This window comes from Chryseobacterium sp. RU33C (genome assembly GCF_900156015.1).
In the GTDB taxonomy this organism is placed as follows: domain Bacteria; phylum Bacteroidota; class Bacteroidia; order Flavobacteriales; family Weeksellaceae; genus Chryseobacterium; species Chryseobacterium candidae.
This window is the reverse complement of record NZ_FTMT01000007.1, coordinates 87430-114422: the sequence shown is the minus strand read 5'-3', so window position 1 is coordinate 114422 and position 26993 is coordinate 87430. Positions and strand designations below refer to the sequence as shown.

The 26993-nt window shown below is 36.9% G+C and carries 22 protein-coding genes; 12 read left to right on the top strand and 10 right to left on the bottom strand.

Features of this window, described 5'->3' with window-relative positions:
- Positions 1 to 50: 50 nt before the first annotated feature.
- Both BW946_RS08320 and BW946_RS08315 read right to left on the bottom strand, forming a co-directional pair.
- Positions 51 to 1160, bottom strand: coding sequence for a BT_3928 family protein (locus BW946_RS08320; RefSeq protein WP_076595730.1), 1110 nt, complete (start codon positions 1158 to 1160; stop codon positions 51 to 53).
- Between the two features lies 1 nt (position 1161).
- Positions 1162 to 1728: a DUF1599 domain-containing protein gene (locus BW946_RS08315; protein ID WP_076595729.1), complete on the bottom strand. Its 567-nt coding sequence runs from the start codon at positions 1726 to 1728 to the stop codon at positions 1162 to 1164.
- Positions 1729 to 2064: 336 nt separating this feature from the next.
- On the opposite strand from BW946_RS08315, the gene folP reads away from it, so the two are divergent.
- The 7 genes from folP to ilvA all read left to right on the top strand — a co-directional run bounded on the left by folP (position 2065) and on the right by ilvA (position 10328).
- Entirely contained in the window at positions 2065 to 2835 is a 771-nt protein-coding gene (folP, locus tag BW946_RS08310; RefSeq protein WP_083688813.1) for a dihydropteroate synthase, read from the top strand.
- Between the two features lie 370 nt (positions 2836 to 3205).
- Positions 3206 to 4078: a branched-chain-amino-acid transaminase gene (gene ilvE, locus BW946_RS08305; RefSeq protein ID WP_076595727.1), complete on the top strand. Its 873-nt coding sequence runs from the start codon at positions 3206 to 3208 to the stop codon at positions 4076 to 4078.
- 179 nt (positions 4079 to 4257) lie between these two features.
- Positions 4258 to 5940, top strand: a complete 1683-nt coding sequence (gene ilvD, locus BW946_RS08300) for a dihydroxy-acid dehydratase (RefSeq protein WP_076595726.1) — start codon at positions 4258 to 4260, stop codon at positions 5938 to 5940.
- Positions 5941 to 5945: 5 nt separating this feature from the next.
- Positions 5946 to 7670 (top strand): biosynthetic-type acetolactate synthase large subunit, encoded by a 1725-nt coding sequence (ilvB, locus tag BW946_RS08295; RefSeq protein ID WP_076595725.1) that lies wholly within the window; start codon positions 5946 to 5948, stop codon positions 7668 to 7670.
- Positions 7671 to 7680: 10 nt separating this feature from the next.
- Positions 7681 to 7962 carry an ACT domain-containing protein gene (locus BW946_RS08290; RefSeq protein ID WP_076595724.1) on the top strand — a complete coding sequence of 94 codons (282 nt, stop codon included), beginning with the start codon at positions 7681 to 7683 and terminating at the stop codon, positions 7960 to 7962.
- A 45-nt stretch (positions 7963 to 8007) separates the two neighbouring features.
- Positions 8008 to 9054 (top strand): ketol-acid reductoisomerase, encoded by a 1047-nt coding sequence (gene ilvC / locus BW946_RS08285; protein ID WP_034692308.1) that lies wholly within the window; start codon positions 8008 to 8010, stop codon positions 9052 to 9054.
- A gap of 11 nt (positions 9055 to 9065) precedes the next feature.
- A complete protein-coding gene (gene ilvA / locus BW946_RS08280) occupies positions 9066 to 10328 on the top strand; it encodes a threonine ammonia-lyase (RefSeq protein WP_076595723.1) in 1263 nt (420 codons plus the stop codon).
- Between the two features lie 396 nt (positions 10329 to 10724).
- Here the strand turns inward: ilvA and BW946_RS08275 are convergent, their stop codons facing one another.
- The 5 genes from BW946_RS08275 to alaS all read right to left on the bottom strand — a co-directional run bounded on the left by BW946_RS08275 (position 10725) and on the right by alaS (position 20204).
- The gene (locus BW946_RS08275; RefSeq protein WP_076595780.1) at positions 10725 to 10961 is read right to left on the bottom strand and encodes a hypothetical protein; all 237 of its coding nucleotides are present in this window, start codon (positions 10959 to 10961) and stop codon (positions 10725 to 10727) included.
- A 76-nt stretch (positions 10962 to 11037) separates the two neighbouring features.
- Positions 11038 to 13365: a DUF5686 family protein gene (locus tag BW946_RS08270; protein ID WP_228402497.1), complete on the bottom strand. Its 2328-nt coding sequence runs from the start codon at positions 13363 to 13365 to the stop codon at positions 11038 to 11040.
- A 306-nt stretch (positions 13366 to 13671) separates the two neighbouring features.
- Positions 13672 to 15486 carry a cytochrome-c peroxidase gene (locus tag BW946_RS08265; RefSeq protein ID WP_076595721.1) on the bottom strand — a complete coding sequence of 605 codons (1815 nt, stop codon included), beginning with the start codon at positions 15484 to 15486 and terminating at the stop codon, positions 13672 to 13674.
- Positions 15487 to 15556: 70 nt separating this feature from the next.
- A complete protein-coding gene (locus BW946_RS08260) occupies positions 15557 to 17035 on the bottom strand; it encodes a PhoX family protein (RefSeq protein WP_076595720.1) in 1479 nt (492 codons plus the stop codon).
- 565 nt (positions 17036 to 17600) lie between these two features.
- Complete coding sequence (gene alaS, locus BW946_RS08255; RefSeq protein ID WP_076595719.1) at positions 17601 to 20204, bottom strand: alanine--tRNA ligase; 2604 nt, start codon at positions 20202 to 20204, stop codon at positions 17601 to 17603.
- A 271-nt stretch (positions 20205 to 20475) separates the two neighbouring features.
- Between alaS and BW946_RS08250 the strand changes: the two genes are divergently transcribed.
- The 4 genes from BW946_RS08250 to msrB all read left to right on the top strand — a co-directional run bounded on the left by BW946_RS08250 (position 20476) and on the right by msrB (position 22932).
- Positions 20476 to 21018: a sigma-70 family RNA polymerase sigma factor gene (locus BW946_RS08250; protein ID WP_076595718.1), complete on the top strand. Its 543-nt coding sequence runs from the start codon at positions 20476 to 20478 to the stop codon at positions 21016 to 21018.
- Positions 21019 to 21023: 5 nt separating this feature from the next.
- Entirely contained in the window at positions 21024 to 21293 is a 270-nt protein-coding gene (locus BW946_RS08245; protein WP_076595717.1) for a hypothetical protein, read from the top strand.
- Positions 21294 to 21373: 80 nt separating this feature from the next.
- The gene (locus tag BW946_RS08240) at positions 21374 to 21817 is read left to right on the top strand and encodes a DUF417 family protein (RefSeq protein ID WP_076595716.1); all 444 of its coding nucleotides are present in this window, start codon (positions 21374 to 21376) and stop codon (positions 21815 to 21817) included.
- 17 nt (positions 21818 to 21834) lie between these two features.
- Positions 21835 to 22932 (top strand): peptide-methionine (R)-S-oxide reductase MsrB, encoded by a 1098-nt coding sequence (gene msrB, locus BW946_RS08235; protein WP_076595779.1) that lies wholly within the window; start codon positions 21835 to 21837, stop codon positions 22930 to 22932.
- A 41-nt stretch (positions 22933 to 22973) separates the two neighbouring features.
- Here the strand turns inward: msrB and BW946_RS08230 are convergent, their stop codons facing one another.
- From BW946_RS08230 to BW946_RS08220, 3 genes are all read right to left on the bottom strand, one after another.
- Positions 22974 to 23624 carry a hypothetical protein gene (locus tag BW946_RS08230; RefSeq protein ID WP_076595715.1) on the bottom strand — a complete coding sequence of 217 codons (651 nt, stop codon included), beginning with the start codon at positions 23622 to 23624 and terminating at the stop codon, positions 22974 to 22976.
- 100 nt (positions 23625 to 23724) lie between these two features.
- On the bottom strand, positions 23725 to 24570 hold the full coding sequence (locus BW946_RS08225; RefSeq protein ID WP_076595714.1) for an ABC transporter permease: 846 nt from the start codon (positions 24568 to 24570) through the stop codon (positions 23725 to 23727).
- A 2-nt stretch (positions 24571 to 24572) separates the two neighbouring features.
- Positions 24573 to 25475 carry an ABC transporter ATP-binding protein gene (locus BW946_RS08220; RefSeq protein ID WP_076595713.1) on the bottom strand — a complete coding sequence of 301 codons (903 nt, stop codon included), beginning with the start codon at positions 25473 to 25475 and terminating at the stop codon, positions 24573 to 24575.
- 116 nt (positions 25476 to 25591) lie between these two features.
- Between BW946_RS08220 and BW946_RS08215 the strand changes: the two genes are divergently transcribed.
- A complete protein-coding gene (locus BW946_RS08215; protein WP_076595712.1) occupies positions 25592 to 26944 on the top strand; it encodes an ATP-binding protein in 1353 nt (450 codons plus the stop codon).
- Positions 26945 to 26993 lie beyond the last annotated feature (49 nt).

The following is a 26993-nucleotide window of genomic DNA, read 5'->3' as shown; positions in this document are numbered from 1 at the left end:
TTGGCTCTCGTCAAAAAGATCATTTATAATTCATCACTCATCATTTATAATTAGTTAATGTAGTCTTTTGCAGGTTGTTTATCCACAATTTTTCCATTTACAAGGATAAGTACAAATGGGTTGCTTCTTGCTATTGTTTTGATAGCAGTTCCGTCCATCATTAGATTTTTGATGGTTTTAAAAGTATTCGGCTCGGTGGAAACACCGTAGATAAGTGCTCCTTTCTGGGTATTTACTTTTGCTTCCACTTTCTGAAGAAGATCTGCAGGAACATCTTTTGGATGATAAGAGAAAACCAGAATGGCTTTAGGAGCGTTAATGATTTCCTGGGTAACTTCCATTCCTGTAGGATCTTCAATCTTGAATTTTACAATCTCAGATTTATAACCTTCTTTGATCAGAACAGATTCATTCTTTCCATCCTCAATTTTCCAGGGAGATCCTTCTGCCCAGTATTCTGTTTTTTTAATATAATCATCCTGATTTACTTTTACAACAGCTCCTGTCTTCTGATTTTTCAGCGTGTAGAAAGTTTTATATTCTGAAGGATTTTTATCAATTTTTATTTTTTCACCTTTAATATCAGTACCGATTTTATAATCACGGAAATCAATGATCGGTTCATGCATAATTCCCTGTGCCATAACGTAAATCATGCCTAGAGAAAATACGGTTAAAAGAATATATTTAAATGTGTTGGAAGGCTCTTTTTGAGTGATTCCATACTCATCCTTTTTACGGAAATCTTTTCTGTAAAGGATGAATAAAATAATCAATCCTACCAGCAATACAACGTCTTTTAAGAAGCTCTGCCAGGGAGTGAATTTGATAGCATCTCCAAAACATCCACAATCTGTTACCACATTGAAATAGGCAGAATAGAATGTAAGAAATCCAAAGAAAATACAAAGTGCGATTAATATGGACAAGGTAAATTTAAGCTTTAATTTAAGCAGCAGCATAAATCCTAAGAAAAGCTCCAGTACCACCACAATAATGGAAAACAGCAGGGCAAACTTTTCTAAAAATGGCATGTTGAAAACCGGAGGCGCAAAATATTCTTCCATCTTGAAAGAAAAACCTACCAGATCCACGGCTTTCACAAAGCCTGAAAGGATAAAAATAACAGCAATAATAAAGCGTAATAAACCTTTGAGCATATTAAATAGTTTTGGGTTCAAATTGATTTTCTTTTTCTGAAAACTTGATCAGACAGAAGACCGCATAATTCAGCATATCGAAATAGTTGGCATCAAGCCCTTCTGAAACGATTGTTTTTCCCTGATTGTCTTCAATCTGCTTAGTTCTCAATACTTTCTGATAAATAAGATCCGTAATGGAAGAAATTCTCATATCCCTCCATGCTTCACCATAATCATGGTTTTTTCTTTCCATCAAAGCTTTTGCTTCATTGGCATATTGGTCATACAGACCTAAAATTTCTTCTTTATTTTCATTGAAATCATTGGAAAGACCTTTCTCCAGCTGAATAAGCCCAATGATAGAATAGTTCACAATAGCGATAAATTCATCTTCCTCACTCTCATCCACCATTTTTTTATCAGTCATCTGCAGCGTACGGATTCTGTTGACTTTGATATAAATCTGATCTGTAATGGAACTAGGCCTCAAAACCCTCCATGCCGCACCATAATCCTGTAATTTTTTACCGAAAAGATCACGACACTGACTGATAACTTTCTCGAACTGTACTGATGTTTTTAGCATAAATTTTCTTAATCTTCCAAATATACGAATTCGGTTTTAGATTTTTGAATTTGAAAAGCTGAGTTTGTGAGTAAGAGGGTTGGAGAGTAAGAGGGCTTATTTAACATCCAGCCTCCAACTTCTAGCTTCCAACCTGTAAATTCTAATTTCTTCTCATTAAAAACTCATAAATCACTAATTTTGCAGTACAGAAATCGTTCATCAATTATCAACTATCATTTACCCATCATCATCCAACTCATGCTCTCCAACCCTCTAACTTTACAACCCTCAGACCCTAAAACCTATTCAATCAATTGCAATGGCCGGTTAGTACCGCTCGACATTCCAAAAATCATGGGAATCCTTAATCTGACACCGGATTCATTCTCTGATGGTGGAAAATTCAATAATGAAAAATCTGCGTTGCATCATGCCGAAAAGCTGTTGAAAGAAGGAGCTGAAATACTGGATATCGGACCTCAGTCTACACGTCCAAATGCCGAATTCTTAAACGCTGCCGAAGAAATAAGCCGAATAGGAAATCTTATTTCTCTGATCAAAAAAGAATTTCCGGAAGCTCTGATTTCGCTTGATAGTTTTTATGCAGAAACAGTAAGATTCGGATTTAATGAAGGAATAGATCTCATCAACGATATTTCTGGCGGTCAGTATGATGCAGAAATGTTTGATATAGCTGCTGAAACGAAGCTTCCTTACATCCTGATGCATGTAAATCCTTCCTACGAAACCATGCACGACAAAATTAAATTCGAAGATATTACGCTGGAAGTGAACCAATATTTTTCTAAAAAGACAAAAGAACTTTTAGAAAAAGGAGTGAATGATATCATTCTTGATCCCGGTTTTGGTTTCGGAAAAACAGTAGATGACCAGATGAAAATGATCCAGGAAGTGAAATATCTCGGACTTGGAAAATTCCCTGTCTTAATAGGTATTTCCAGAAAGTCATTTATCTATAAACCTTTGGGAAAATCACCTCTTGATATCAATGAGGAAACACAAAAACTTCATATGAAAGTATTGGAACAGGGAGCAAAAATTATAAGAGTTCATGATGTAGCTTCAGCAAAGGCAACACTGACTCTTTTTTTACGAAAAAAATAAAAAGTTTAAAAAAAATTTGTGAGTAATTAAAAAGTTTATACATTTGCAATATGAATTTTACGAATCAGAAAAATATTGTTGTCATTTCTATTATCGCTGTTGTCATTAGCAACAGTAAGGAAACGGCATTTTAAATAGATTTTAATTTAAATTATATATAAAACCGTTTCAAATTATGAAACGGTTTTTTTTATTTTAATTTTTTATAGTACAAAAATATGTATCAGTTATTATCAGTAATTATTATCGTCATTATTATTCCCTTGCGTCTGTGAGAAGGAAAATGTATGACTGTACATATATTGGGCCCTCTCACAACGTGAGAGGGCTTTTTTATTTCCAAATATTAATTTTTTTAAACCTCTATAACATGTATTACAACGACGACACGACGATCTATTTTGACGGAAAATTTATGAAAGCAAAAGATGCCGGAACAGATCTTTATGGACAATCACTTCACTATGGTTACTCTGTTTTTGAAGGAATCAAATCCTACAGTACGGATCAGGGAACCCAAATCTTCAAAGCAAAAGAACACTACGAAAGACTGAAAAGATCAGCAGAACTCATGCATATTCCCTTTGATTATTCTGCAGAGCAGCTTACAGAATTGACTTATGAACTTCTGGATCGAAATGGGTTTACAGATGCTTATATCCGTCCATTGGTTACGTGTTCTCCCAATATGTCACTTTCAAAAGGACAAAAATCCTACCTGTCTCTTCTTGCCTGGGAATGGAACAATGGCTATCTGGCAGATAAAATGAAAATTATGACTTCTCCTTTTCAACGTCCTAATCCTAAAGCCTTCAAGGTGGAGGCCAAAGTAGGAGGGCATTATGTAAATTCCATATTAGCCTGTCAGGATGCCAAAGACAAAGGCTATGATGAAGCACTGGTTCTGGATGAAAACGGAAATGTTGCCGAGAGTTCAGGCGCTAACGTTTTCTACGAAAAAGATGGAGTTTTATATACTCCGGCCAAAGGAAGTATCCTCCCGGGAATTACAAGACAAACCGTGATGGAGATTTGTAATGAGCTTGATATTCCAGTAAAAGAAACCTTTTTTAAGCCGGAAGAAATGAGAGGTGCAGATGCAGGCTTTTTTTGTGGTACTGCAGCAGAAATTGTTGCCCTGGATTCGCTTGATGATGTTCCGTTTGCCAAAAATTGGGAAAATACGGCAAGCAGGAGAGTACAGCAGGCATATTTAAAATTGGTAAGAGTTCTGTCATTGTAGATTTTTAGGATTTAAATATTTGATTATTAGTTGGTTGTGTGTATTTTGTGAATGATTGAATATTGTATTTTTTAGAAAAACGGAAAATGAAAAGAATATTACAAAATGTAGTTTTGGATCGAAATTTAGTAAAGAACTCCATTTTTAGGAGAGAAAAGAACAGGAAATGCATAATAAATATGTTAAATAAATATTCAAAAACATTCACGCAGAACAGTGAACAGCCCGCAGCCAAAGCTATGTTGTACGGGATAGGATTTACAGAAGAAGATATGCACAAGGCTCAGGTCGGAATCGCCAGTATGGGCTATGATGGAAACACCTGCAATATGCATTTGAATGATCTTGCTCAGGTTGTAAAAAAAGGAACATGGAATCATGGATTAGCCGGATTGATTTTTAACACCATTGGAGTAAGTGACGGAATGAGCAACGGAACAGATGGAATGCGCTATTCTCTGGTAAGCCGTGATGTAATTGCAGACAGTATCGAAGCCATCTGTGGAGCACAATACTACGACGGATTGATCGCATTGCCAGGCTGCGACAAAAATATGCCGGGAACCATCATTGCGATGGGAAGACTGAACAGACCCTCAATCATGGTGTATGGAGGAACTATAGCTCCGGGATGCTATAAAGGGGAACAGCTTAATATTGTTTCTGCTTTTGAAGCGTTGGGTAAAAAGATTGCAGGAGAAATCACTGAAGAAGATTTTGATGGGGTTGTAAAGAATTCATGTCCGGGGGCAGGCGCATGTGGCGGAATGTATACAGCCAATACAATGGCTTCCACGATAGAAGCTTTAGGAATGAGTCTTCCGTATTCTTCTTCCAACCCGGCTTTAAGTAAAGAAAAACAGGAAGAATGTCTTGAAGCAGGAAAATATCTGAAAGTATTATTGGAAAAAGATATTAAACCTTCGGATATCATGACCCGCAAAGCTTTTGAGAACGCTCTTCGTATGATTGTTATTCTTGGAGGAAGTACCAATGCGGTTTTACATTTTATAGCCATGGCAAAAAGTGTGGGAGTACCACTTACTCAGGATGATTTCCAGAAGATGAGTGATAAAACTCCGGTACTGGCAGACCTGAAGCCAAGCGGAAAATATCTGATGCAGGATCTGTATGAACACGGAGGAATACCGTCAGTAATGAAATACCTTTTAAATCAGGGATTATTACACGGTGATTGCTTAACAGTAACCGGGAAAACAGTAGCCGAAAATTTAGAAAATGTTCCTGATCTTGATTTTAATACTCAAAAAATTATTAAACCATTATCAGAACCCGTAAAAGAGACAGGACATCTGAGAATATTATATGGAAATCTTGCTGAAAAGGGAAGTGTTGCAAAGATTACAGGGAAAGAGGGTGAACGCTTCGTAGGCAAAGCCCGTGTATTTGATGGTGAAAAAAATCTGATCAGAGGAATTCAGGATGGAACTGTACAGCATGGTGATGTCATTGTCATTCGTCATGAAGGTCCGAAAGGAGCTCCCGGAATGCCGGAAATGCTGAAACCTACCAGCGCGCTGATAGGAGCAGGATTGGGAAGCAGTGTTGCCTTGATTACAGACGGAAGATTTAGCGGAGGAACTCATGGTTTTGTAGTAGGACATATTACTCCGGAAGCTCATGAAGGAGGTCTGATCGCCTTTGTAAACAATGATGACCTGATTGAAATTGATGCTGTAAACAATACCATACAGCTCAAAGTTTCGGAAGAAGAAATAGAAAGAAGAAGGAAAGGATGGCAAAAGCCCCCCCTTAAAGTACAGAAAGGATTGCTTTATAAATATGCATTAACAGTATCATCAGCGGCAGAAGGCTGTGTAACAGACGAAATCACTCAATAAAAAATATGGAAAACCTTAATACATCAACAGAAATACAACTTAGCGGAAGCCGTATCATTCTTGAAACATTTCTGCAGGAAGGGGTGAAAACCGTTTTCGGATATCCGGGAGGTGCTATTATCCCTATTTATGATGCCCTTTACGACTATCAGGAAAATCTGAAACATATTCTTGTACGCCATGAGCAGGCAGCTGTACATGCGGCGCAGGGTTTAGCCAGAGTCTCAGGAGAAGTTGGTGTTGTATTGGCAACCAGTGGACCCGGAGCAACTAATCTTGTAACAGGTTTGGCAGATGCTCTACTGGATAATACTCCTTTGGTATGTATCACAGGACAGGTTTTTGAACACCTTCTCGGAACCGATGCCTTTCAGGAAATAGATGTAATCAACGTTACAAGTCCGGTTACCAAATGGAATTATCAGGTTACTGATGCCAATGAGCTTTCCGAAGTATTGGCAAAAGCATTTTACATTGCAAAATCGGGTCGTCCCGGTCCTGTATTGATTGATGTGACTAAAAATGCCCAGCTGCAGTCTGTTGCTTATAAAGGATATTCTCCATGTTATTCATTGAGGAGTTATAAACCGGATCCTGATCCATGTTTTAATAGTATCGAAAAAGCTGCAGAGCTTATCAATAATGGAGAAAAGCCATTCATCATTGCAGGGCAGGGGATTATGCTGGGGAAAGCAGAAAAAGAGTTTTTACAGTTTGCTGAAAAATCGGGAATTCCGGTAGCATGGACTGTTTTAGGAATGAGCGCTATCCCAACCAATCATCCGCAAGCTGTAGGAATGGTAGGCATGCACGGAAACTATGGCCCGAATATATTAACCAACGAATGTGATGTTCTCATTGCTGTCGGGATGAGGTTTGATGACCGTGTTACCGGAAGACTGGATCAGTATGCAAAACAGGCAAAGATTATTCACTTTGATATTGATCATGCTGAGATTAATAAAAACGTAAAAGTGGATGTTCCGGTTCTTGGGAACTGCAAACATACTCTTCCTCTTCTTACGGAAAGGATTATAAAAAGAGAACATCATCACTGGCATAAAAGATTTAAAAAATGTCATGAAATTGAAACTATCAATCTGATTAATACAGAGCTGTACCCTGAAGAAGGTGAGATTACAATGGGGGAAGTTATCCGTCATCTGAATGAGATGACAGAAGGTGAAGCAATTATTGTAACAGATGTAGGACAGCACCAGATGACGACTTGCCGTTACTCTCATTTCAAGCATTCCCGAACCAATGTAACAAGCGGAGGGCTGGGAACAATGGGATTCTGTCTGCCCGCCGCGATAGGAGCTTCTTATGCAGAGACCAATCGCCCTGTGATTGCAGTAATGGGTGATGGGGGAGCGCAGATGAATATTCAGGAACTGGGAACTATAATGCAGTACCACCCGGAAGTAAAGATTTTAATTCTTAATAATTGCTATCTGGGAATGGTAAGGCAGTGGCAGGAATTGTTTCACGAAGAAAGATATTCCTCAGTAGATATTCAGAGTCCGGATTTTGTTCAGGTAGCAAAAGGTTACAATATATCTGGAAAGAGAGTATCCGAGAGGAAAGAACTAAAACGGGCACTCCGTGAAATGCTTGATCATAAAGGATCTTTCCTGCTTGAAGTAATGACAGGAAAAGAACACAATGTATTTCCGATGATTCCCCAGGGAAAAAGTGTTTCGGAGATTGTATTAAATAATAAAATGTAAAAATAAAAAGATGAAAACAGATTATAAAGAATATACCATCACAGCGTATACAGAAGACTATTTAGGGTTGATCAGCCGCATCAATGCTATTTTTTCAAGAAGAAGAATTTCTATGGTGACCTTCAATGTAGGCCCTTCGGAAATTGAAAAGGTAAAAAAGTTTGTTATTGTAATCAGAGAAACAGAAGACTCTGTTCAGAAGATCAGCAGACAAATGGAAAAACAGGTAGATGTTCTTGAAGTACATTATCACAGAACTCCATATCTGACAGCAGTAGAACACGCAAGCTAAGCATAAAACTAAACATCATAATCAATAATCAATAAAATAAATAAAATGGCAAAATTAAATTTCGGAGGAGTAGAGGAAAATGTAGTAACAAGAGAAGAATTTCCATTGGAAAAAGCTCAGGAAGTATTAAAAAATGAAGTAGTAGCAGTAATCGGATATGGAGTACAGGGACCGGGACAGGCTTTGAATCAAAAAGATAACGGAATTAATGTCATTGTAGGGCAGAGAAAGAATTCTAAATCATGGGATAAAGCGGTAGCAGACGGATTTGTACCGGGAGAAACCTTATTTGAAATTGAAGAAGCATTGGAAAAAGGAACTGTTATCTGTTATCTTTTAAGTGATGCTGCACAAATTGAATACTGGCCAAAAGTAAAACAACATCTTACCCCAGGAAAAGCATTATACTTTTCTCATGGCTTCGGAATAACGTTCAGTGAACGTACGGGAATTGTTCCTCCAGCTGATGTAGACGTATTTCTGGTAGCACCAAAAGGTTCAGGAACATCCTTGAGAAGAATGTTTTTGCAGGATAGAGGTCTGAACAGCAGTTTTGCCGTATATCAGGATGCTACCGGAAAAGCCAGAGAAAGGGTAACAGCATTGGGGATCGCAATCGGAAGCGGGTATCTTTTTGAAACCGACTTTAAAAAAGAAGTATACAGTGACCTTGCAGGAGAACGTGGAACACTGATGGGAGCTGTACAGGGAATATTTGCTGCCCAGTACGATGTATTGAGAAAAAACGGACACAGCCCTTCCGAAGCATTTAACGAAACCGTAGAAGAGCTCACTCAGTCATTAATGCCTTTAGTTGCAGAAAACGGAATGGACTGGATGTATGCCAATTGCAGTACAACAGCCCAGAGAGGAGCTTTAGACTGGTGGAAGCGTTTCAGAGATGCTACTTCACCTTTGTTTGAAGAACTGTATGACAATGTTGCGAAAGGAAACGAAGCACAACGTTCTATCGACAGTAACAGCAAACCGGATTATCGTGAAAAATTAGAAGCCGAACTTACTGAGTTGAGAGAAAGCGAAATGTGGAAAGCGGGTAAGACGGTACGAAGCCTGAGACCTGAAAACAATTAATTACTAAACAAATGATGAAAGAGGGAGTAAGTTCCTCCGTTTTAGAGAATGTCTATAAAGCGGAGGAACGATTAAGAAATGTAGTGGTAAAAACACCTTTGGCTGTCAATAATAATCTGTCAGCTATTTACAATGCGAATATTCGTTTTAAAAGAGAAGATCTTCAAAGGGTAAGATCCTATAAAATAAGAGGTGCCTATAATAAGATGGCAACCATGTCTGAAAAAGAACTTTCAAATGGAGTTGTTTGTGCCAGTGCCGGAAATCATGCGCAGGGTGTTGCATTTGCATGTCAGACAATGAAGGTGAAAGGCACCATTTTTATGCCTTTGCCAACACCCGGACAAAAGCTTGAACAGGTAAAGATGTTCGGAGGAGAATACATAGATGTTATACTTTATGGAGATACTTTTGATGCGGCAAAAGATGCTGCAATGAGGTTTTGCAAAGATCATAACAGCGCATTTATTCATCCTTTTGATGATCCGGCAATTATTGAAGGACAAGCGACAACAGCATTGGAGATTCTGGAACAGGCAGAAGGTATTGTCGACTATCTTTTTGTTCCAATAGGCGGTGGTGGACTGGCAGCAGGAGTTTGTACTGTATTTCAGCATTTGTCTCCACAAACAAAGATTATTGGAGTAGAACCCTCCGCAGCAGCAAGCATGAAAAAAGCCCTGGAAAAGGGAAAACCTGTTCTTCTTGAAAAGATAAGCCGTTTTGTAGATGGAGCCGCCGTACAACAAGTGGGAGATCTCACTTTTGAATGCTGTAAAAATATCCTGTATGATATGGCTACGGTAGATGAAGGACTTGTCTGTGAAACCATACTGTCACTCTACAATAAAGATGCTATCGTAGTAGAACCTGCGGGCGCACTTTCAGTAGCCGTATTGGAAAAATATAGAGAAGAAATAAAAGGTAAAAACGTAGTGTGTATCATCAGCGGAAGTAATAATGATATTACCCGTATGGAAGAGATCAAGGAAAAAGCATTGCTTTATGCAGGATTAAAGCATTATTTCCTGGTCAGATTTCCACAGCGTCCCGGAGCATTGAAAACCTTTGTGATAGATGTGCTGGGTCCTGATGATGATATTACCTATTTTGAGTACACCCAAAAAAATTCAAAAGAAAAGGGAATTGCAGTTGTAGGAATTGCTCTGAAGCAAAACAAAGATTTCAACCCATTGATCAATAAGATGAAACAATATGATTTCTTTGTCAACTATCTGAACAATGATCCTTCGCTGATGAACCTTCTTATTTAAAAGACTTTAGATGAAAAAAGAAAAATATTTTTTTGATGAAATTAAAAAACGACATAACAACCTGAAGCGTTAAGAAAATGAATTCTGTGAACATTAAAAAAACTCTAGTGTCTGAATGTGGGCTAATATATAATCCTCAATATAGAATGTTTCCGTACAAACTAGAGTGTTAGAGAACAGATTTCATTTTTAGCGGAAGTTTGCAAGTCTTGAATGTTGGGTTCTTTTGCTTTAAAGTAAAAGAATCGTAAAAGATATTTTTTTCGCAGATTCTAAAAACACAATGATGAAAGAAGCTTCACAATCTGTGAAGCTTTTATTGTTTTTAACAATTTCAAATGACATAAAAAACTGAATTCTGTGAACGTTAAAAAAAATTTTTATTCATAAGAATCCTTAATTGAAGTTGGCCAGTTTATCTGAAAACTGTTTTGAAAATTCTTTTCTGTCTTCTTCCAGTTTTTCCTTTGTAGAAGGTAAAATATAATTAAACAGGATCTTGTCTTCATGGTCTAAAAAGATAATTTCCTTCTCATTTCCATCAATCATTTGTGAGAAAATCTCCCACATTGGAGTGTCTTTTAATTTTAATAATTCAAAAAACTGTTCTGCTTTGATTTCGATTTTCTGCATGTTCTTTTTATATATATTATCGTTGAATATTTCTGAATTCTGATTCAAAAATAAAGATTTTGTATTTCACGAGGTGTTAAAACTCCAGAAACTTCAGCTTAAACTGGATGGCAAAATTTTCTCTGAAATGGGGTGTCGCATAATAACCCACTCTGTAGAATAACCCAAGATTAAAATAACTGGAAAGGAAATTGTTCCATTCCAAACCTACTTCCTGATACAGATGATCCAGTTTTCTGAACTTAAACTGGTGGTATTCCGGATGTTTCATATCTCCGATAGTTCCTCTTAAGACAAAATCAAAGCTGGAAACATTATGGCCGAAACTTTTGAAATACCAGGGAAGCTTATGGGTAAAGTAGTACGCGACGAATCTGTCGTTATAGTATTTTCCTCCCTCCAGTGTTGCGAATCCAAGGTAAGAAGTAAGGTTAAAATTAAAATCTTTACCCGGAGAAGCCAGTCCGTTCATCGTAAAGTTTTTCCAGATAGGCGCTCCACCCAGAACAAGACCTCCGTATAATCTGAAACCTGTAGTCCCGATTGGTGTTTTGAAATTATGAACAAACAATGCATCAAAACGGGAATAATTAAAATCTCCCTGCAGTATTTTGTAACTCTGCTCATAATTAAAATAGAGTTCAGGGTATTTCTGATCAATCAGAGATTTTCCCTGTGGCGTCATAATATTGGTGGAATTCGGGGAATATTTTAAGGTAAAAAGGGTATTGAAGTTTCTGTATGAAGTTCCTCTGTCCCTGAACTGATAATCGAATTCAGCCTCTTCTGTATTTCTTCTTACAGCAATGGCAACAGTAAGTCCGTTGGTGACATCGTTCAGATAAGATAATGACACTCCTTTAAAGTGAAAATATCTGTCGTTATTCAGATTATTTCCGAAATTCATCATCCTCATCTTAAAATTCCACAGCTTTCTGTTGAATTCTCCTGAGGCCGTTACATCATCATAGACTTCAAATCTGAAAAAGGAGTTTTTCTCCAGTGTGGTTCTCATATCAAGCCCCATTCCGTACTTCCATTTTCTGTCTTTTACACCATATGCGAAGTAGTAATCCGGTGAAAAATAAGGATTGAAGTTTTCATTCAGCTTGGCTTTTAAACCTAATCTGAAACCTTCATAGGAGTTATAATTAACAATTTCATCTACAGCAAAATCTACGGAACCTACTCTGATCTGTCCGTTCAGTAATCCTGATAAAATCTGGGCTTTGGTGTCAATTTTATACTTTTTTCCTAAACTGTCGATGGTTTTATAGGTATTTTGTTCCCTCTCGGTAAGAGGTTCCGTTCTATATTGGTCCAGAGAATGCCCATCGATATTCTTTACAGAGAAAGTATAGCCTTTGAAGTCTTTTGGATTCTCTTCAATAGGAGCTTCAAAATCAAAATATTTTGAGGTAAGAAAAGCGTAAGTGCCAAAGCTTTTTTTATCTTTCTTATCATCAGCATGCACTTTGTCATCCATAGCCATTTTACCCATTTTAAGCTTCGCTTTTTCGTGGGCAAGAAACCATTTGTTATTATAAAATACCCAGGTACTGGTGATAATTCCTTCGTTTTTGTTTTTACTGAAATTTTCAATTTTTTTGACTCCGTAAGTTTCAGTATCTACATAGATAGCACCATTATACTTTCGTTTTCTGTCCGGCTTTTTGTAATTCACCTCACGGAAGCGGATCACAAAGTTTTTCCTGCCGTCAAGGGTAATGGTATCTGAAAGAAAGAACCGGTAAAGACCTCTGTTTTCAGGTTTCAACTGCTCCGGAACAACATCTCTGTTACTTTGCTGGAGCGCAATCATTTCGTAAATAGGCTGCTTCAGGCCGGAGATTCTGTTGTCCAGAATATTGATCTTTTCCCCGTACTTTTTGGAATATAAAAACTCCTGAGCCCTTTCCCAAAGGAAGAGTTTGCTTTTTGAAAATATTTTTCTTGCGTTACTATTATTCAGGGAATCTTTTTCTCTTTTTTTCTTGAAAATATTGAGATCATTGAAATACTGATTAAATTCAGAAAGACTGTCTTCATCAATATCCAGAGATATTTTCTCGTAAGATTTGTAAGAATAAGACCCTAAGCTTTTCGGTGAGTTTTCTTTGAAGAGCTTATTAACTTTTCTAAGGATTTCCAGAGCCCTGGGATCACTTTTATCCTCAATAACTACGGTTTCAATATCGGTGGTTTTGTTTGTTTTTTTTAGCAGGGAAACTTCCATACTGCTTTCTACTGTAATGGTTTCTTTTTGGTAAGAATCAGCATCCACATCAATGTTTTTGCATCCTGTTTTAAATTCCAGAATACCTTGTTCATTTGTATATCCGATAACTGAATTATCACAGGATACCTTTGCTTTAAAGACAGGTTTTTGACTGGCGTCATCCACAACCTTAATTTTTGTTTGTGAATACCCCAAAAAGCAGATCATAAAAAATAATAACAGTAAACCCCTTTTCATGTAAAAAAACTACGTCAAAAATAATGATATTTATTATTGTAGAAAAGTTTTTAACAGAGTATAATATTGATTTAATCTAATGTTTTCATGAACTTTGCAAGAACAAAGCCCCATGAAGAAATTGACAGATAGTCTTTCTGTATCTTAACGGGATTTTTAAATAAAAAAACTCCTTTGCCGTTAAGTTTCAGGAGTTTTGATTGTTTTTCGCTGTTTTGTGTTCCGGAATCGTATTTATTGATCATCAAGAGCTTTCATAAACTCAATAATATTGTCAATTTCCTTATCAGTAAGCTGGAGTGGAGCATCAGAAAGGGTCTGGTTTTCTACTTTAAATCCAAAAGCTTTTCCGCCGCCTTTGTTATAGAAATTCATCACTTCTTTCAGGGTTTTATAGCCTCCGTTGTGCATATAAGGAGCTGTCTTTTGAATATTTCTAAGAGTGGGGGTTTTGAAAGAATGCTGTAATGAAGGAACCGTTTCGTGGAATTTTCCTCTTCCCGGATCAGCGTCAAATGTTTTATTCTCTGCATTCACAGCAACACCCAGAATTTCCTGCTCGGTTTTCTTGAAGTTCGGAGGAACTGTCCCGTTGAATAAAGGAATAAAATGACAGATAGCACACTGAGCTTTTCCCACAAAAAGATTGAAACCAAGTTTTTGATTTTCTGTCATTGCAGATTTGTTTCCTCTCATATATTCATCAAAAGCAGAATCGAATTTCGCCAGAGAACGAATATAGCTTGCCAGTACATTCTGCAGCTGCCATACTTCGGTTTTTGGGGAGTGATAGATTTTTTTGAATGCAGCCTGATAATTTTTATCCTGATTGATTTTGGCAAGGATCACATTCAGGTCACCATGCATCTCTTCTTTATTGGAAATCACATCTGAGCTTTGTCCTTCCAGATCATCCTTTCTCATATCCCAAAACTGACCATGCTGATATCCTGCATAATTGAGAGAAGGTGTATTTCTAGTCAATTCTGAGTTTTCAAGAGACATTGCTCTGGCCAGTCCGTCTGTAAAAGCTTTTTCTGGAATATGACAGGTTGCACAGCTTCGGCTATTGCTGTTGGATAGTATTTTGTCATTAAAAAGCTGATGTCCTAGTGCTGCCTTTTCTTCAGTGTAGGCATATTCTTTTCCGGGAGTGAAAGCATTAGGATTAAAAGCATTTTTAGAAAAAAAAGTAGCCGCATTTTTGTTTAAAGCAGTAGCTACGTCAACGTCCGGAATGTTTTCCTGATTTTTAAAATCCAACATCAGAGCTGTGATCTTGTTTAAATGATCCGGAATAAAATTGACATAATCAAACGTATTTTTGTCTGAGCTTTTCTTCAGAACTGCAATGGTTGAACTGATCTCTGCAACAATGCTTTTTAAAGCTTTATCTTTTGAACGTTCAGTGGAGATTTGTTCTAACGTTTCTTTAATTCCTTCCAGTGAATAAGGCATTTCCTGCAAAAATGTTCCCGAAACCGGAGTGTCAAAACCTGAGATTCCCAAGCTGGAAATTCTGAAAGCTTCCTGTCTCAATGCATCAAAAACCTGATCTTTACTGATGGTAATGACCTGAAAGTTGGTTTCTATAGTGTTGCTTTTATTGATCAGCTTATTGAGCATTCTGATTATTTCTTCTTGATTTTCTTTATTGTAAGGGTAGAGCATTTCTTCCAAAACCTGCAGTCCTTCGGGTTCTATTTCTGTATGCTCATCCATTTCTATTTCCGGAAGGGCAGGTCCGTTGATAAACCTGGCGGAGTGAGGAAGGAAGTATTCTACAGCCCATTCCATTTTTTTGTAAGTTTTTCGGATGTCCTGAAATTTTTCCTGAAGAAGTTTTTCATCAGAATTTTTAGAAACCATGGTTTTCAGTTCGTTGATTTGTTTTTCAAAATCAGCATTGGTTTTGGTAATCCTGTTTTTTACAGAGCCAAGATCTTCATATACGGGCTGCGGCTTTTCATTTTTGCAATAATAAAGCGTAAAAAGTGCGGCAGCACAGTATAAGAAAAGAAGTATAGGGTATTTTGAAAGTTTATTCATGAGTATGAAAAAGTATCAACAGAGGTTTTCTATTGATACTTTAATTGAATTTGATATGAAGGAATTAAAACTATTTTTCTACGTTTCTGATGATAACAATCTGGCCACCTTCTTTGTTGGTGTTGATTCCGGAACCGTCAGGATTTTTGAATTTATCCAGCTGCCATGTGTGAGAATGGATATTCACAGAGAAAGTATTCGGAATTCCGATGATATCTGAAATATCAACCATTGCTCCAAATTCCCATGAACCGAACTTCTGAAGATCTCCGGATTGGTTGTAAGCCGTCTGCCATGCCGTATCATTTCTGTTGTGCCTCATATTCAGCCACGGTTTGTATTGTTTCGTAGCAATATTCAGCTGCCAGATATAAGAATCATGTTTTGCATTTTTGTAATAGGAATCTCCGTCTTCCTGGATGTATACGAAGTTTTCAGTCACACACAGATTATCCGGATTGATCAGATTATTTCCAGGATTAGAATCACCTTCTGCAACCACTTCCAGTTTTCCTGTCAGCATATTATTGGCGTTAAGAACAAGCTTGTAAACTCTTCCCCACATTGTTAATCCAGCTTTCGGATTGATACCGTCAGAAGATTCTCCGGTAGCAGTAAAGTAGATTTCTCTACCTTTTCCTGCTCCTTTTCTGTAATCTACATCTTCCACTCTTGAAAAACGGATCGCATTATTGTCAATGTTTTTCTGATTGATCTGAGCTCCTGTAAGATTTTTAGCGTTCGGAATTTCTACGAATTCTACATCATAACTGCCTCCTTTCGTCATATCCGTTTCAGTATAGTTGCTGTTGGTTCTTTTTAAAGAATACAACTTACCGTTATCAAGGTCACCTTGTGTATCAGCTACGTACATGATTAATTGTCCTGCAGACTGATGGGAAGAAGAGTAAGACTGATCTTCACCAATGACAATATAGGTTTTTCCGTTAGATACATCTTTAGGAAGCGGAACTGCATTTTCCATGGAAGCCTTTCCTAAAGCTGGTTTTACCCTTGTTTTATCAGTAGCCTGAGATGTCGGTGCTAAAGGATTTAAAGCGTGAACCATACTTTCTTCACCAGATTCTCCGGCAGTAAGGAATGCACTGAAACCATGAATTTCAGGTGTTGCCAATGTAGCGGAACACAATCTAGTCATTCCTCCGGTTCCGTTTAAGATATATTCTCCTTTTACAGGCTTAAACGTTTTGTCGAGGTATACTCTTGATACAGATTGTTTGATCTCATGGTTGGTGATCATCAGATAACCATCAGAATTAGGATCTTTCATAAGCCCCATTCCGTCCGGCTGTCCTCCGAAAACAAAGTCAGGAGAACCTGGAAGTACATCTGAGCTGGAAATAAGGGTGGTAATATTTAAATTTTCAAAACCTTGCATTCCATAAACGAAAGCGGGTTCTTTAGAAAAATTTTCAAGTTTGATTTTGTCATTGACAGGAGTATCGGAGTTCCCGTTGTTGTCATCGTTGCAGCCTTGAAATATAAGGGAAGCAAGCAGAAGAGCTCCAATAGTTTTATTAATTTTCATAATTACATTTTTTGAATTTCGATTATGGCAAAACTAAAGGTCTGGTGTTAACTGAGTTTTAAGAAGACAAAACAAATAGTTTAAGATTCGGTGATCATTTGTTAAGATAAGGTCAATAATTAGAACGGATATAAATAAAAAAGACTTTGATGAAATCTTAGTAATAAAGAATAGTATGTTATAGCGCAGAGTACGCAAACATTTCATAGCGGAGTGGAACGGAAATATTGATGATAGCATGAGAATTTCTTGGCGATCCTGGCGTTAAATAAAACATATATCCAGCTTATATAAACTTCTAAGTTTATTTTAATCTCTCACAGATGAAACAGATTATGCAGATGCTTGTGGAAAATCTGAGTAATCTGTTTCATCTGCGAGAAGTTAGAATAGTACACACGCTTAGTCAGAATCAATGAAGTTGATTTCATTCTTTGCCTCCTGAAATTATAAAGTAGTATAGAAAAGACTTTGTGTTAAAATAATATGATATGCACTAAAAACAACCCCGGCTGTCTTAATTCTGAGACAGCCGGGGCTAAAATTTATAATAGAGGTTTCTATTTTAGAGAGTCAAAGCTTTTTGGTAAGCATTTTCCAAACCTTCGAGGTTTTTACCACCAGCTGTTGCAAAGCCAGGGTTTCCGCCACCACCACCTTGGATTTCTTTTGCAAGGTCTTTTACGATAGCTCCAGCCTGATAATCTGCTGCAAGATCATCAGAAACGCCAACAGTAATCATTGGTTTTCCGTCTGCATCAGAAAGAATGATGGTAACTGAAGCCGGAATTTCTTTCTTCAATTGGAATACAATATCCTTTACAGAACCTGCATCCAGAGACGTTTTCTTTACAAGAAGCTGCTTGTTGCCTTTCTGCTCATATGCATTCTTCCATTCTCCGATTTCTCCTTTTGCCTTTTCCTTTTTAAGAGCATCTACTTCAGCCTTCAATGAGGTATTTTCTTCGATCAGTTTTTCAATAGATCTTACCACATCTTTAGATTTTAATAATTGAGAAAGTTCAATGATCTGTTTTTCAAGATTGTGGAAATATTCTTCAGATTTATCTCCTGAAATAGCCTCTATTCTTCTGATACCCGCTGCAGCAGAACCTTCAGAAGTAATTTTGAAATGACCGATTTCGCTGGTGTTTTTTACGTGAGTTCCCCCGCAAAGTTCTTTTGAACTTCCAAACTGGATCATTCTCACACTGTCACCATATTTTTCACCAAATAAAGCCATTGCTCCTTTTTCCAGAGCTTCCTGAATCGGAATATTTCTGAATTCCTGTAAAGTAATACTTTCTTTGATCTTTTTATTTACTTTTTCTTCAATTAATGCTAATTCTTCCTCAGTCATTTTGTTGAAATGAGAGAAGTCGAAACGAAGATAATCCGGCCCAACATAAGAACCTTTCTGTTCTACGTGAGTTCCTAACATCTCTCTTAAAGCTTCATGCAGAAGGTGAGTCACAGAGTGGTTAGCCTGAGAATTTTTTCTCTCAGAAGCATTTACTTTAGCATAGAAAACAGCACCTGCATCTTTTGGAAGACCGTTGATTAATGAAATAATTAATCCGTTTTCTTTTTTAGTTTCCAGCACTTCAAAACTTTCAACAGCATTTTCAAGAACACCTTTGTCTCCAACCTGTCCACCTCCTTCAGGATAGAAAGGAGAACTGCTTAATACCACCTGATAGAATTCTCCGTCTTTATTTTCTACCTTTCTGTATCTTGTAATATAGGTTTCAGATTCAATCTGGTCATATCCTACAAAGGTTTCAGGTTTTGATTCAAGAGTTACCCAGTCATATACTTTTTGAGCAGAATCTGCTTTTGAACGAAGCTTTTGTTTCTCCATTTCAGCTTTGAAGCCTGCTTCATCAATCGTTAATCCTTTTTCTTCAGCAATAATTCTTGTTAAATCATCAGGAAAACCGTACGTATCATACAACTCAAAAACTTCTTCGCTTGGTAATACTTTCTGGTTATTGCCAATTGTCTGCTGGATCAGTTTTTCAACTCTGATCAGACCGTTTTCAATGGTTTTTAAGAATGAGTCTTCTTCACTTTTGATCACTTCAGCAACCAGTTTCCCCTGTTTTTCAAGCTCAGGAAAGAATGCTCCCATCTGCTCCTGCAGCACAGCAACCAATTTGTAAAGGAAAGGTTCTTTCATATCAAGGAATCTGTAAGAATAAGAAATTCCTCTTCTTAAGATTCTTCTGATTACATAACCGGCACCTCCATTGGATGGCAATTGTCCGTCTGCAATAGCAAAAGAAACAGCTCTGATGTGGTCTACCACAACACGGATCGCAATATCTTTCTCGTCTTCTAAAATTCCGGTGTATTTTTTACCTGAAAGTTCCTCAACTTTAGCAATAAGCGGAGTGAAAACATCCGTATCATAGTTGGAAGACTTCCCTTGAAGCGCCATACAAAGACGTTCAAATCCCATTCCTGTATCTACGTGCTGAGCAGGAAGCTTCTCTAAAGATTTATCTGCCTTTCTGTTGAATTCCATGAAAACCAGATTCCATACTTCAACTACTTGAGGGTGGTCATTATTCACCAATTCAAGTCCAGAAACTTTCGCTTTCTCTTCCGGTGTTCTTAAGTCAACATGGATTTCTGAACACGGTCCGCACGGTCCACTTTCACCCATTTCCCAGAAGTTATCTTTTTTATTTCCATTGATGATTCTGTCTTCGGAAATATGAGATTTCCAGAAATCATATGCATCCTGGTCTCTGTCAAGATTTTCTGAAGCATCACCCTCAAAAATCGTTACATATAAATTTTCTTTTGGAATTCCGTATACTTCAGTCAGTAATTCCCAGGCAAAAGCAATAGCCTCTTTTTTGAAGTAATCCCCGAAAGACCAGTTTCCTAACATCTCAAACATGGTATGGTGGTAAGTATCTCTACCTACATCATCCAGGTCATTGTGCTTCCCTGAAACTCTAAGACACTTTTGGGTATCGGCAATTCTAGGGGCGGTAGGTGTTTTGTAGCCAAGAAAAAAATCCTTGAACTGCGTCATTCCGGAGTTGGAAAACATAAGGGTAGGGTCGTCTTTCAGCACAATAGGAGCTGAAGGAACTATAAGGTGCCCTTTACTTTTAAAATAGTCTAAAAATTTTTGACGTATTTCTTGTGATGTCATAGTATTGCTTTTGCTTTTTTAAATATCAAATTTTTGATAAGATGCAAATTTAAGATTTTTAAGCGATTTGTAATAATTTTATGCTATGTTTTGAATGATAACGAGTTTGGCTAAGGGATATGTGGTAAACCTTATAGGTTTTCAAAACCTGTAAGGCTTGTAATAGTAGTTTTGTAATGACTGTAATCAATAATAGTCTATCTAATTTTGCAATTTTCCGTTTAACTTACTACCTTCGTTGTGATCTGAAAAAAGACAAAAAATCCTTCCAATGACAAAAGATGAAGAGCTGAAAGACTGGATAGAACAATATTCAGGACCACTTTTGAAGAGAGCACTGTATGTACTTTCCAATAAAGAAGATGCACAGGATGTGATTCAGGAAGTTTTTCTTGCAGCCTATTCTGCCTATGATTCTTTTGAAGGGAAAAGCAATGCGCTTACCTGGCTGATGGCTATTCTCAATAGAAAAGTTGCAGATTTTTACCGGAAAAAATATAAATCCGAACCCAATATCCGACTTGATCATTTTTTTGATGAAACCGGATCATGGAAAAATAATGATGTTTTAAACGACTGGAATGTTTCTGGCGATGGAGATGAGCTTTTAGACAATGCAGATTTTAATAAAACATTAGAAGAATGTATTGAAGAATTGCCCTCCAAATGGAAGATTTTGCTTAAAATGTATTATATCGAAGAAAAAAAAGCACCGGAAGTAGAAGTTTCTACGACTAATCTTTGGAAGATTCTGCAAAGAAGCCGAATGCAGTTGAGAGAATGTCTGGAGTTTAACTGGTTTTCAAAATCATAAGTGAAATGATAAGAAGAATACTACATAAATTATTTTTACCATGCAGTGAAGCCACTTTACTGATGGAAAAGAGGAATGCCGAATCTATTTCTTCCAGAGAAAACAGGATGCTCAGCATGCACCTTATGATCTGCAAATGGTGCAGAATGTACAATGAAAAGCTGGCAATTCTGGATAAAGTGTTTAAAAAGAAATTTTCTGAACAAAAAACGGAAATAAATGAATCTGAAATTCAGGACTTTAAAAATAAAATGATCGATAAATTAAATTTCTAAGAAAATTTCTGTCAGGATTGTAAAATAGCTCCGACTATACTTTTGAAAACAATAAAGTATTCATTTAAAATCTTAAAAACATGGTCGGAACAGCACAAAAATCTAAAAATCTATTATCCCGAACCGGGTATTACATTTCCCTATTCGGAGCAGCGCTTATTTTTCTGTGGATTGGTATCTTCAAATTTACTCCCACAGAAGCAGCAGCCATAAAACCTTTGGTGGAAAACCATTTCTTAACTTTTTTCGTATATAAAATTATAAGCGTCCAGGCAGTGTCAAATCTTATCGGAACGATAGAAATTATCATTGCATTACTCCTGATATTTAGTGCGAAATTTGCAGTACTGAAAAAGTATGCAGGTATAGGAATGATCGTAACTTTTCTGGTAACATTAAGCTATTTATTTACAACACCGGGAATCTGGAAAATAGTAGACGGAGTGCCTGTGACGGATTTCTTTATTCTGAAAGACCTTATGCTTTTAGGATTTGGATTCATGATTGTTCAAAATAATAAGTAATGAATAAAAAGGATAAAATGAAAAATATATTAATTGTACTCGGAATCATTCTGGGTATAGCAGTATTTGCTGCGGGATCCGGGCTTTTTAAAAAAAACAAGCCTGATGTAGTGGAAATAAAAAAAGAAAATGAGAAAATTATGGATAACAAAAACGTTAGAGAGATTTATTTTGCAGGTGGATGTTTCTGGGGGACAGAACATTTTTTTCAACAGATTCGTGGAGTGGTAGGAACAGAAGTAGGCTATGCCAACGGAAATACCCCAAATCCTACTTATGAAGAGGTGGTAAGTCATACAACAGGTTTTGCAGAAACCGTAAAAGTAAAATATGATCCTGAACAGGTAGATCTGAAACTGTTGATTGATCTTTATTTTAAAACCATTGATCCTACAAGCAAGGATCAGCAGGGAAATGACAGAGGAAACCAATACAGAACCGGAATTTATTTCACCAATAAAACAGATGAAGCGGTGGTAAAAGATGAAGTTCAGAAGCTGGCAAAGAATTATAATAAACCAGTAGTCGTAGAAACTATTCCATTGAAAAATTTCTACAGAGCAGAAGATTATCATCAGGATTATCTGGATAAAAATCCGGGCGGTTACTGTCATATTGAACCGGGACTTTTTGAAATGGCGAAAAAAGCCAATCCGCTTCCAAAACCGGCTTATCAAAAACAGGATAAAAAAGTTTTAAAAGAAAAATTAACTGCAGAACAATATAATGTTACCCAGGAAAACGGTACGGAAAGACCTTTCCAGAACGAATACTGGAATGAAACCCGTGAAGGAATTTATGTAGATATTACCACCGGAGAACCTTTATTTGTCTCTACCGATAAATTTGAATCCGGATGTGGATGGCCAAGTTTCTCAAAACCGATTACCAAAGGTTTGATTGATGAAAAGCTGGACCGTTCCCATGGTATGGACAGAGTAGAAGTAAGAAGTAAAACCGGTGATGCCCATTTAGGACACGTTTTCACAGACGGACCGCAGGATAAAGGAGGACTTCGTTACTGTATCAACAGTGCTTCTCTGAAATTTATTCCAAAAGCAGAAATGGAAACAAAAGGATACGGAAAATATCTTCCGTTGTTAGATAAAAAGTAATGTGAAATGAAGGCTGCCATCTGGCAGCCTTTTATTTTGAGTTAGTGATGTAATTGAAACCGTTCTTTGATGCTGAGCATAGAGATATTCAGAAATATGAGAAATCCGAAAATAATGTAGGAAGTTTCTTTGGAAGCGGTTGTAAACAGGTTAAAGATCTGCCCATAGCGGGTAGATTCAAAAGCATTCATAGTTTCTGCTGGCCCCCAATCTATAGTATCATTACAAAGTAAACATTCATATTCAGGATATTGCACCTTAGGATCAATATAGCTATAAACCGCAAAAATATGTCCTGTTTTCTCCAGGTCAACGGCATATTGTTCCTGTTTGGCGATTGCGAGATCATTCAAAACAGAGACAAAATCACCATAGCTATTATTTTGATCTAAAATAAACTCAATACCAGACTCTTTCTCATTTCTTTCCTGAAGATTTTTCAGTTCAGAGACATATGATTTTGAATTTTCTTTAGCAGTACCGGGGACTATTTTTATTTTTTTGTAATTCCAGTTTCTTGCAGGTTCAAAACTTGCAAAAGTATTTTTAATCCCCTCTCTTTCTTTGGCAGGAAGTCCAATATCTATCACAGAAACGTTAATATCTTCAGACTTTTGGCTTCCATAATACCAGAATAAAACAGGAATCAGCACTGCGCTGATCAATCCTGGAAAGTAATATATTTTTTTCATGGCTGTTTTTTGACAATGCTGAATGAAAATTTTAAGCCAAAAAAAGTGATCCGAAAACGAACCACTTTAAAAACAATTTTTAAATTCTAAATATAGACATCTACCAATCTCTTTTTCTCAGAATCCAGTACGATCCGAATATAAAAATAGCACACCACACCAGACAGGCGATAAGACTTTCCGAAGGGTAGTGAAATTCATATTTTAAGCCGATCATTTTAGCCATATTTAATCTCATCATCGGATTAGGAATAAGGTTGGACATACTTTCCAGCGGTAAAAGATGCGTTAGGAAAAAATCGTTCTGAAGAACCTCGTTTCTTTGTGGTCCCTGCATTCCCTTTACTTTTGAATACGTTTCAAGAGCGGTTAAAATTCCTTCGCCAATCCACAAAACGAAAAGGGCAAGAAAAACAAAAACAGATTTTCTCAGTAAAATGGAAAGGAACATTAAGAAGCAAAAGAATGTAAATAGCTTCACAAAGTAATTTCCAATGAAGAAAATCTCAGCAAAAACCTTTGCAGATTCTTTTGTATTAGAATATTGATATCCAAGGAAAATAGTAATCCCGAATACAATCACTGTAGAAACAATTGTGAAAATACTTATCGTTAAAAGTTTTGAAGTGATGAACTCTTTTCTGCTCAATCCATCAATCGTATTCTGCTTGAACATTCTGTTGCTGAATTCCTGTGAAATAGAGAAGACAATGATCAGCCCCAGGAAAATTTTCAGCAAAGCAACAATCCATGTGGTGAAATTCCAGATTTCAGGGAAATTATAAATTCCTTCTTCCTTTAAATTGATCGTTCCTCCGAAAACATCAAAGTCAATCAATCCAATGAAAAGTAAAGCAATAAGAATGGCGAAATAGAGTATTGTGAAAACTTTGAACGGTTTGTAGTTCAGGTTTTTATAGTATTCCAGTTTTAATAATTTGATCATGATTAATGGGTGTTTTTTACAAGTTCAAGAAATTGAGATTCAAGAGACATTTTTTTCTTGGTCAAATGGGAAAGATAGATTCCTTTCTCTGCCAGTTTCTGATTCATTGCCGAAGCTGAAACAGAAGCATCATCACGGATCTGGGCTTTGATAAGATCACCTTCCTGATGGATGGAAGAGAACCACTGAAGCTCGTTAAGGGTATTTAACAGCAATGTGTTATTATCTGCTTTCAGTTCAAAATATCCGTTGTTGGAAGTCATTTCATCCACTCTTCCACAGTAAATGGAATTTCCTTCTTTGAGTACAATTACATGGCTGCAGATTTTTTCAATTTCATCAAGAAGATGGCTGGCGATGATAATCGTGATGCCTTGTTTTGCAATATCACTGATGATTTCTCTGATCTGAATGATTCCTTCAGGATCCAGTCCGTTGGTCGGCTCATCCAATATCATTACTTCAGGATTGTTCAGCATCGCCGAAGCAATGGCAAGACGCTGTTTCATTCCCAAAGAAAAGGTTTTGAAAGTATCTTTTCTCCTTTCATACAGATTAACGGTCTTCAGGACTTCGTCAATCCTTGAATAGGGTGTTTGCTTAATTTCAGCGACAATCTTAAGATTGGTTTCTGCACTGAGATAAGGGTAAAAGTTAGGCTGTTCGATAATCGCCCCAATCTTTTTCAACGTTTCCGGATCTGTTCCCTTTTTTCCAAACCAGAACCAGTCTCCACTGGTAGGATTGATGGTTGACAGCAGCATTCCGAAAGTAGTGGATTTTCCACTTCCGTTCGGACCTAAAAGGCCATAAACATTTCCTCTTTCGACATCAAAAGAAATATTGTTGACCACAACTCTTTTGAATTTCTTTGTCAAATTTTTTACTGATAAAATCTTTTCCATGTAATTTGTTTTACATAGTAGTAGTCTATATAAATTAGATAATGTTACAGAATTATCATAAATCAATATTAATTTATGAACAAATACATTAAATTTGATAGTATTAATCAACAGTTATGAAGCTAATTGAACTGGCAGAAGAATTAAATGTTTCTGCAGAAGCCATCAAACAGTTTATCCAGGATTTCGATCTTGAACTGGTAGACTGTGTCAGTACGAATTTTGAAGTAAAAGAAGATTTTGAAAAATTTGCCCGCGAAAATGTAGATTTTTTAAGGTTATACGAAAAAGATCTTGATAAAAATAAAACACTGGAGCAGATTGCTGAAGTTATCAATCAGCCTAAAGATAAAGTAGAGGAGGTGATTAAAGATCATAATCTCAATATTTTTGATAACGGCTTTTTCAAATCCTCCATTTCAAGCTACGGAATTGATAACAAACTGGGCGGCAATTATCAGTTTGTCTATGATTATTTCGGGCATAAAACCAGCCTTCAGCAAAGAGATTTTATAGGATACAGAGACCTTTTCTTTTATACCTCCACAGTTTTGGAACCCTTCCTGAATCCACAGCAGATCAAAGACTGGGGAATCAACAAACCTGCAGGAATTATTCTGTATGGACCTCCGGGAAGCGGCAAGATCTTCTGGGCTAACAAAATTGCTGAAATTATTGGCTATCAGTTTAAAGAAGTGAAAAAGCATTATTTGGGAACTTCATTGATTGACGGAAATGAAATCAACTTCAGTGATTTTCTGCTGAACATGATGAAGGAAAACAAAATGCTGCTTTTCATGGATGATTTTGATGAAATTATGATGCAGAGAAGAGCAGAAACAGATGTAGCTTCCCGTAATCTCGAAGCTCAGGAACTTATTCTTCACTACATCGGAAAATTTGAAAAAGAAGGTGTCCTCATGGTAGGTTCTGCCAATTCTGTTTCAGAAATTGACGAAGAGATTCTTGCTCCCGGAAGATTCGATGTGATGATTCCGGTCTTTCCCCCCAATGCTTCTGAGCGTTCGGAAATCATTCTTTACGCCATGACCAGAGGATTGGAAGAAGATTCTTTACTCTACAAAATACTTAAAAACAATAAAGCAGATAAAATACCTTTCTGGCACGAAATCTCTTCAAAAATGAAAGCATTCAGCAACACCATGCTGATAGACTTTACCCAAAGCTTAAAGAAAAGAATTAAAAATCTTTACCAGAGAACCAGAAACGAAAAGCTGAAAATAGATCAGAAACTTTTAGACAGGGCATTAAGGGATGCAGGATCAAAGCTTACTGAAGAATATCTTGATCAGGTAGCACGTTTTCTCGCGGATGCCATTATTAATAATTTTGATGATTTTCAGTTTAGAATCCAGGCATTGAAGAATGAGCTGGAAACCTATAGAATTGTAGAAGAACCAAGAAGAGCAATCGGGTTTTCACATAATAATGAGGAAGATAAAGGATAGTGACTACGATTTAAGAATTAAGGTTGCACTGTATCATACATTACTACTT

Excerpts from the sequence above, each read along its gene's own strand:
- msrB (WP_076595779.1), top strand. The coding sequence starts at position 21,835 with ATGAAAAATATATTAATTGTACTCGGAATCATTCTGGGTATAGCAGTA.
- BW946_RS08275 (WP_076595780.1), bottom strand. The coding sequence starts at position 10,961 with ATGCAGAAAATCGAAATCAAAGCAGAACAGTTTTTTGAATTATTAAAA.
- BW946_RS08220 (WP_076595713.1), bottom strand. The coding sequence starts at position 25,475 with ATGGAAAAGATTTTATCAGTAAAAAATTTGACAAAGAAATTCAAAAGA.
- ilvA (WP_076595723.1), top strand. The coding sequence starts at position 9,066 with ATGATGAAAGAGGGAGTAAGTTCCTCCGTTTTAGAGAATGTCTATAAA.
- ilvE (WP_076595727.1), top strand. The coding sequence starts at position 3,206 with ATGTATTACAACGACGACACGACGATCTATTTTGACGGAAAATTTATG.
- BW946_RS08240 (WP_076595716.1), top strand. The coding sequence starts at position 21,374 with ATGGTCGGAACAGCACAAAAATCTAAAAATCTATTATCCCGAACCGGG.
- ilvB (WP_076595725.1), top strand. The coding sequence starts at position 5,946 with ATGGAAAACCTTAATACATCAACAGAAATACAACTTAGCGGAAGCCGT.
- BW946_RS08315 (WP_076595729.1), bottom strand. The coding sequence starts at position 1,728 with ATGCTAAAAACATCAGTACAGTTCGAGAAAGTTATCAGTCAGTGTCGT.
- BW946_RS08290 (WP_076595724.1), top strand. The coding sequence starts at position 7,681 with ATGAAAACAGATTATAAAGAATATACCATCACAGCGTATACAGAAGAC.
- ilvD (WP_076595726.1), top strand. The coding sequence starts at position 4,258 with ATGTTAAATAAATATTCAAAAACATTCACGCAGAACAGTGAACAGCCC.
- BW946_RS08225 (WP_076595714.1), bottom strand. The coding sequence starts at position 24,570 with ATGATCAAATTATTAAAACTGGAATACTATAAAAACCTGAACTACAAA.
- BW946_RS08215 (WP_076595712.1), top strand. The coding sequence starts at position 25,592 with ATGAAGCTAATTGAACTGGCAGAAGAATTAAATGTTTCTGCAGAAGCC.
- BW946_RS08265 (WP_076595721.1), bottom strand. The coding sequence starts at position 15,486 with ATGAATAAACTTTCAAAATACCCTATACTTCTTTTCTTATACTGTGCT.
- BW946_RS08230 (WP_076595715.1), bottom strand. The coding sequence starts at position 23,624 with ATGAAAAAAATATATTACTTTCCAGGATTGATCAGCGCAGTGCTGATT.
- BW946_RS08250 (WP_076595718.1), top strand. The coding sequence starts at position 20,476 with ATGACAAAAGATGAAGAGCTGAAAGACTGGATAGAACAATATTCAGGA.
- BW946_RS08245 (WP_076595717.1), top strand. The coding sequence starts at position 21,024 with ATGATAAGAAGAATACTACATAAATTATTTTTACCATGCAGTGAAGCC.
- BW946_RS08320 (WP_076595730.1), bottom strand. The coding sequence starts at position 1,160 with ATGCTCAAAGGTTTATTACGCTTTATTATTGCTGTTATTTTTATCCTT.
- alaS (WP_076595719.1), bottom strand. The coding sequence starts at position 20,204 with ATGACATCACAAGAAATACGTCAAAAATTTTTAGACTATTTTAAAAGT.
- folP (WP_083688813.1), top strand. The coding sequence starts at position 2,065 with ATGGGAATCCTTAATCTGACACCGGATTCATTCTCTGATGGTGGAAAA.
- BW946_RS08260 (WP_076595720.1), bottom strand. The coding sequence starts at position 17,035 with ATGAAAATTAATAAAACTATTGGAGCTCTTCTGCTTGCTTCCCTTATA.
- ilvC (WP_034692308.1), top strand. The coding sequence starts at position 8,008 with ATGGCAAAATTAAATTTCGGAGGAGTAGAGGAAAATGTAGTAACAAGA.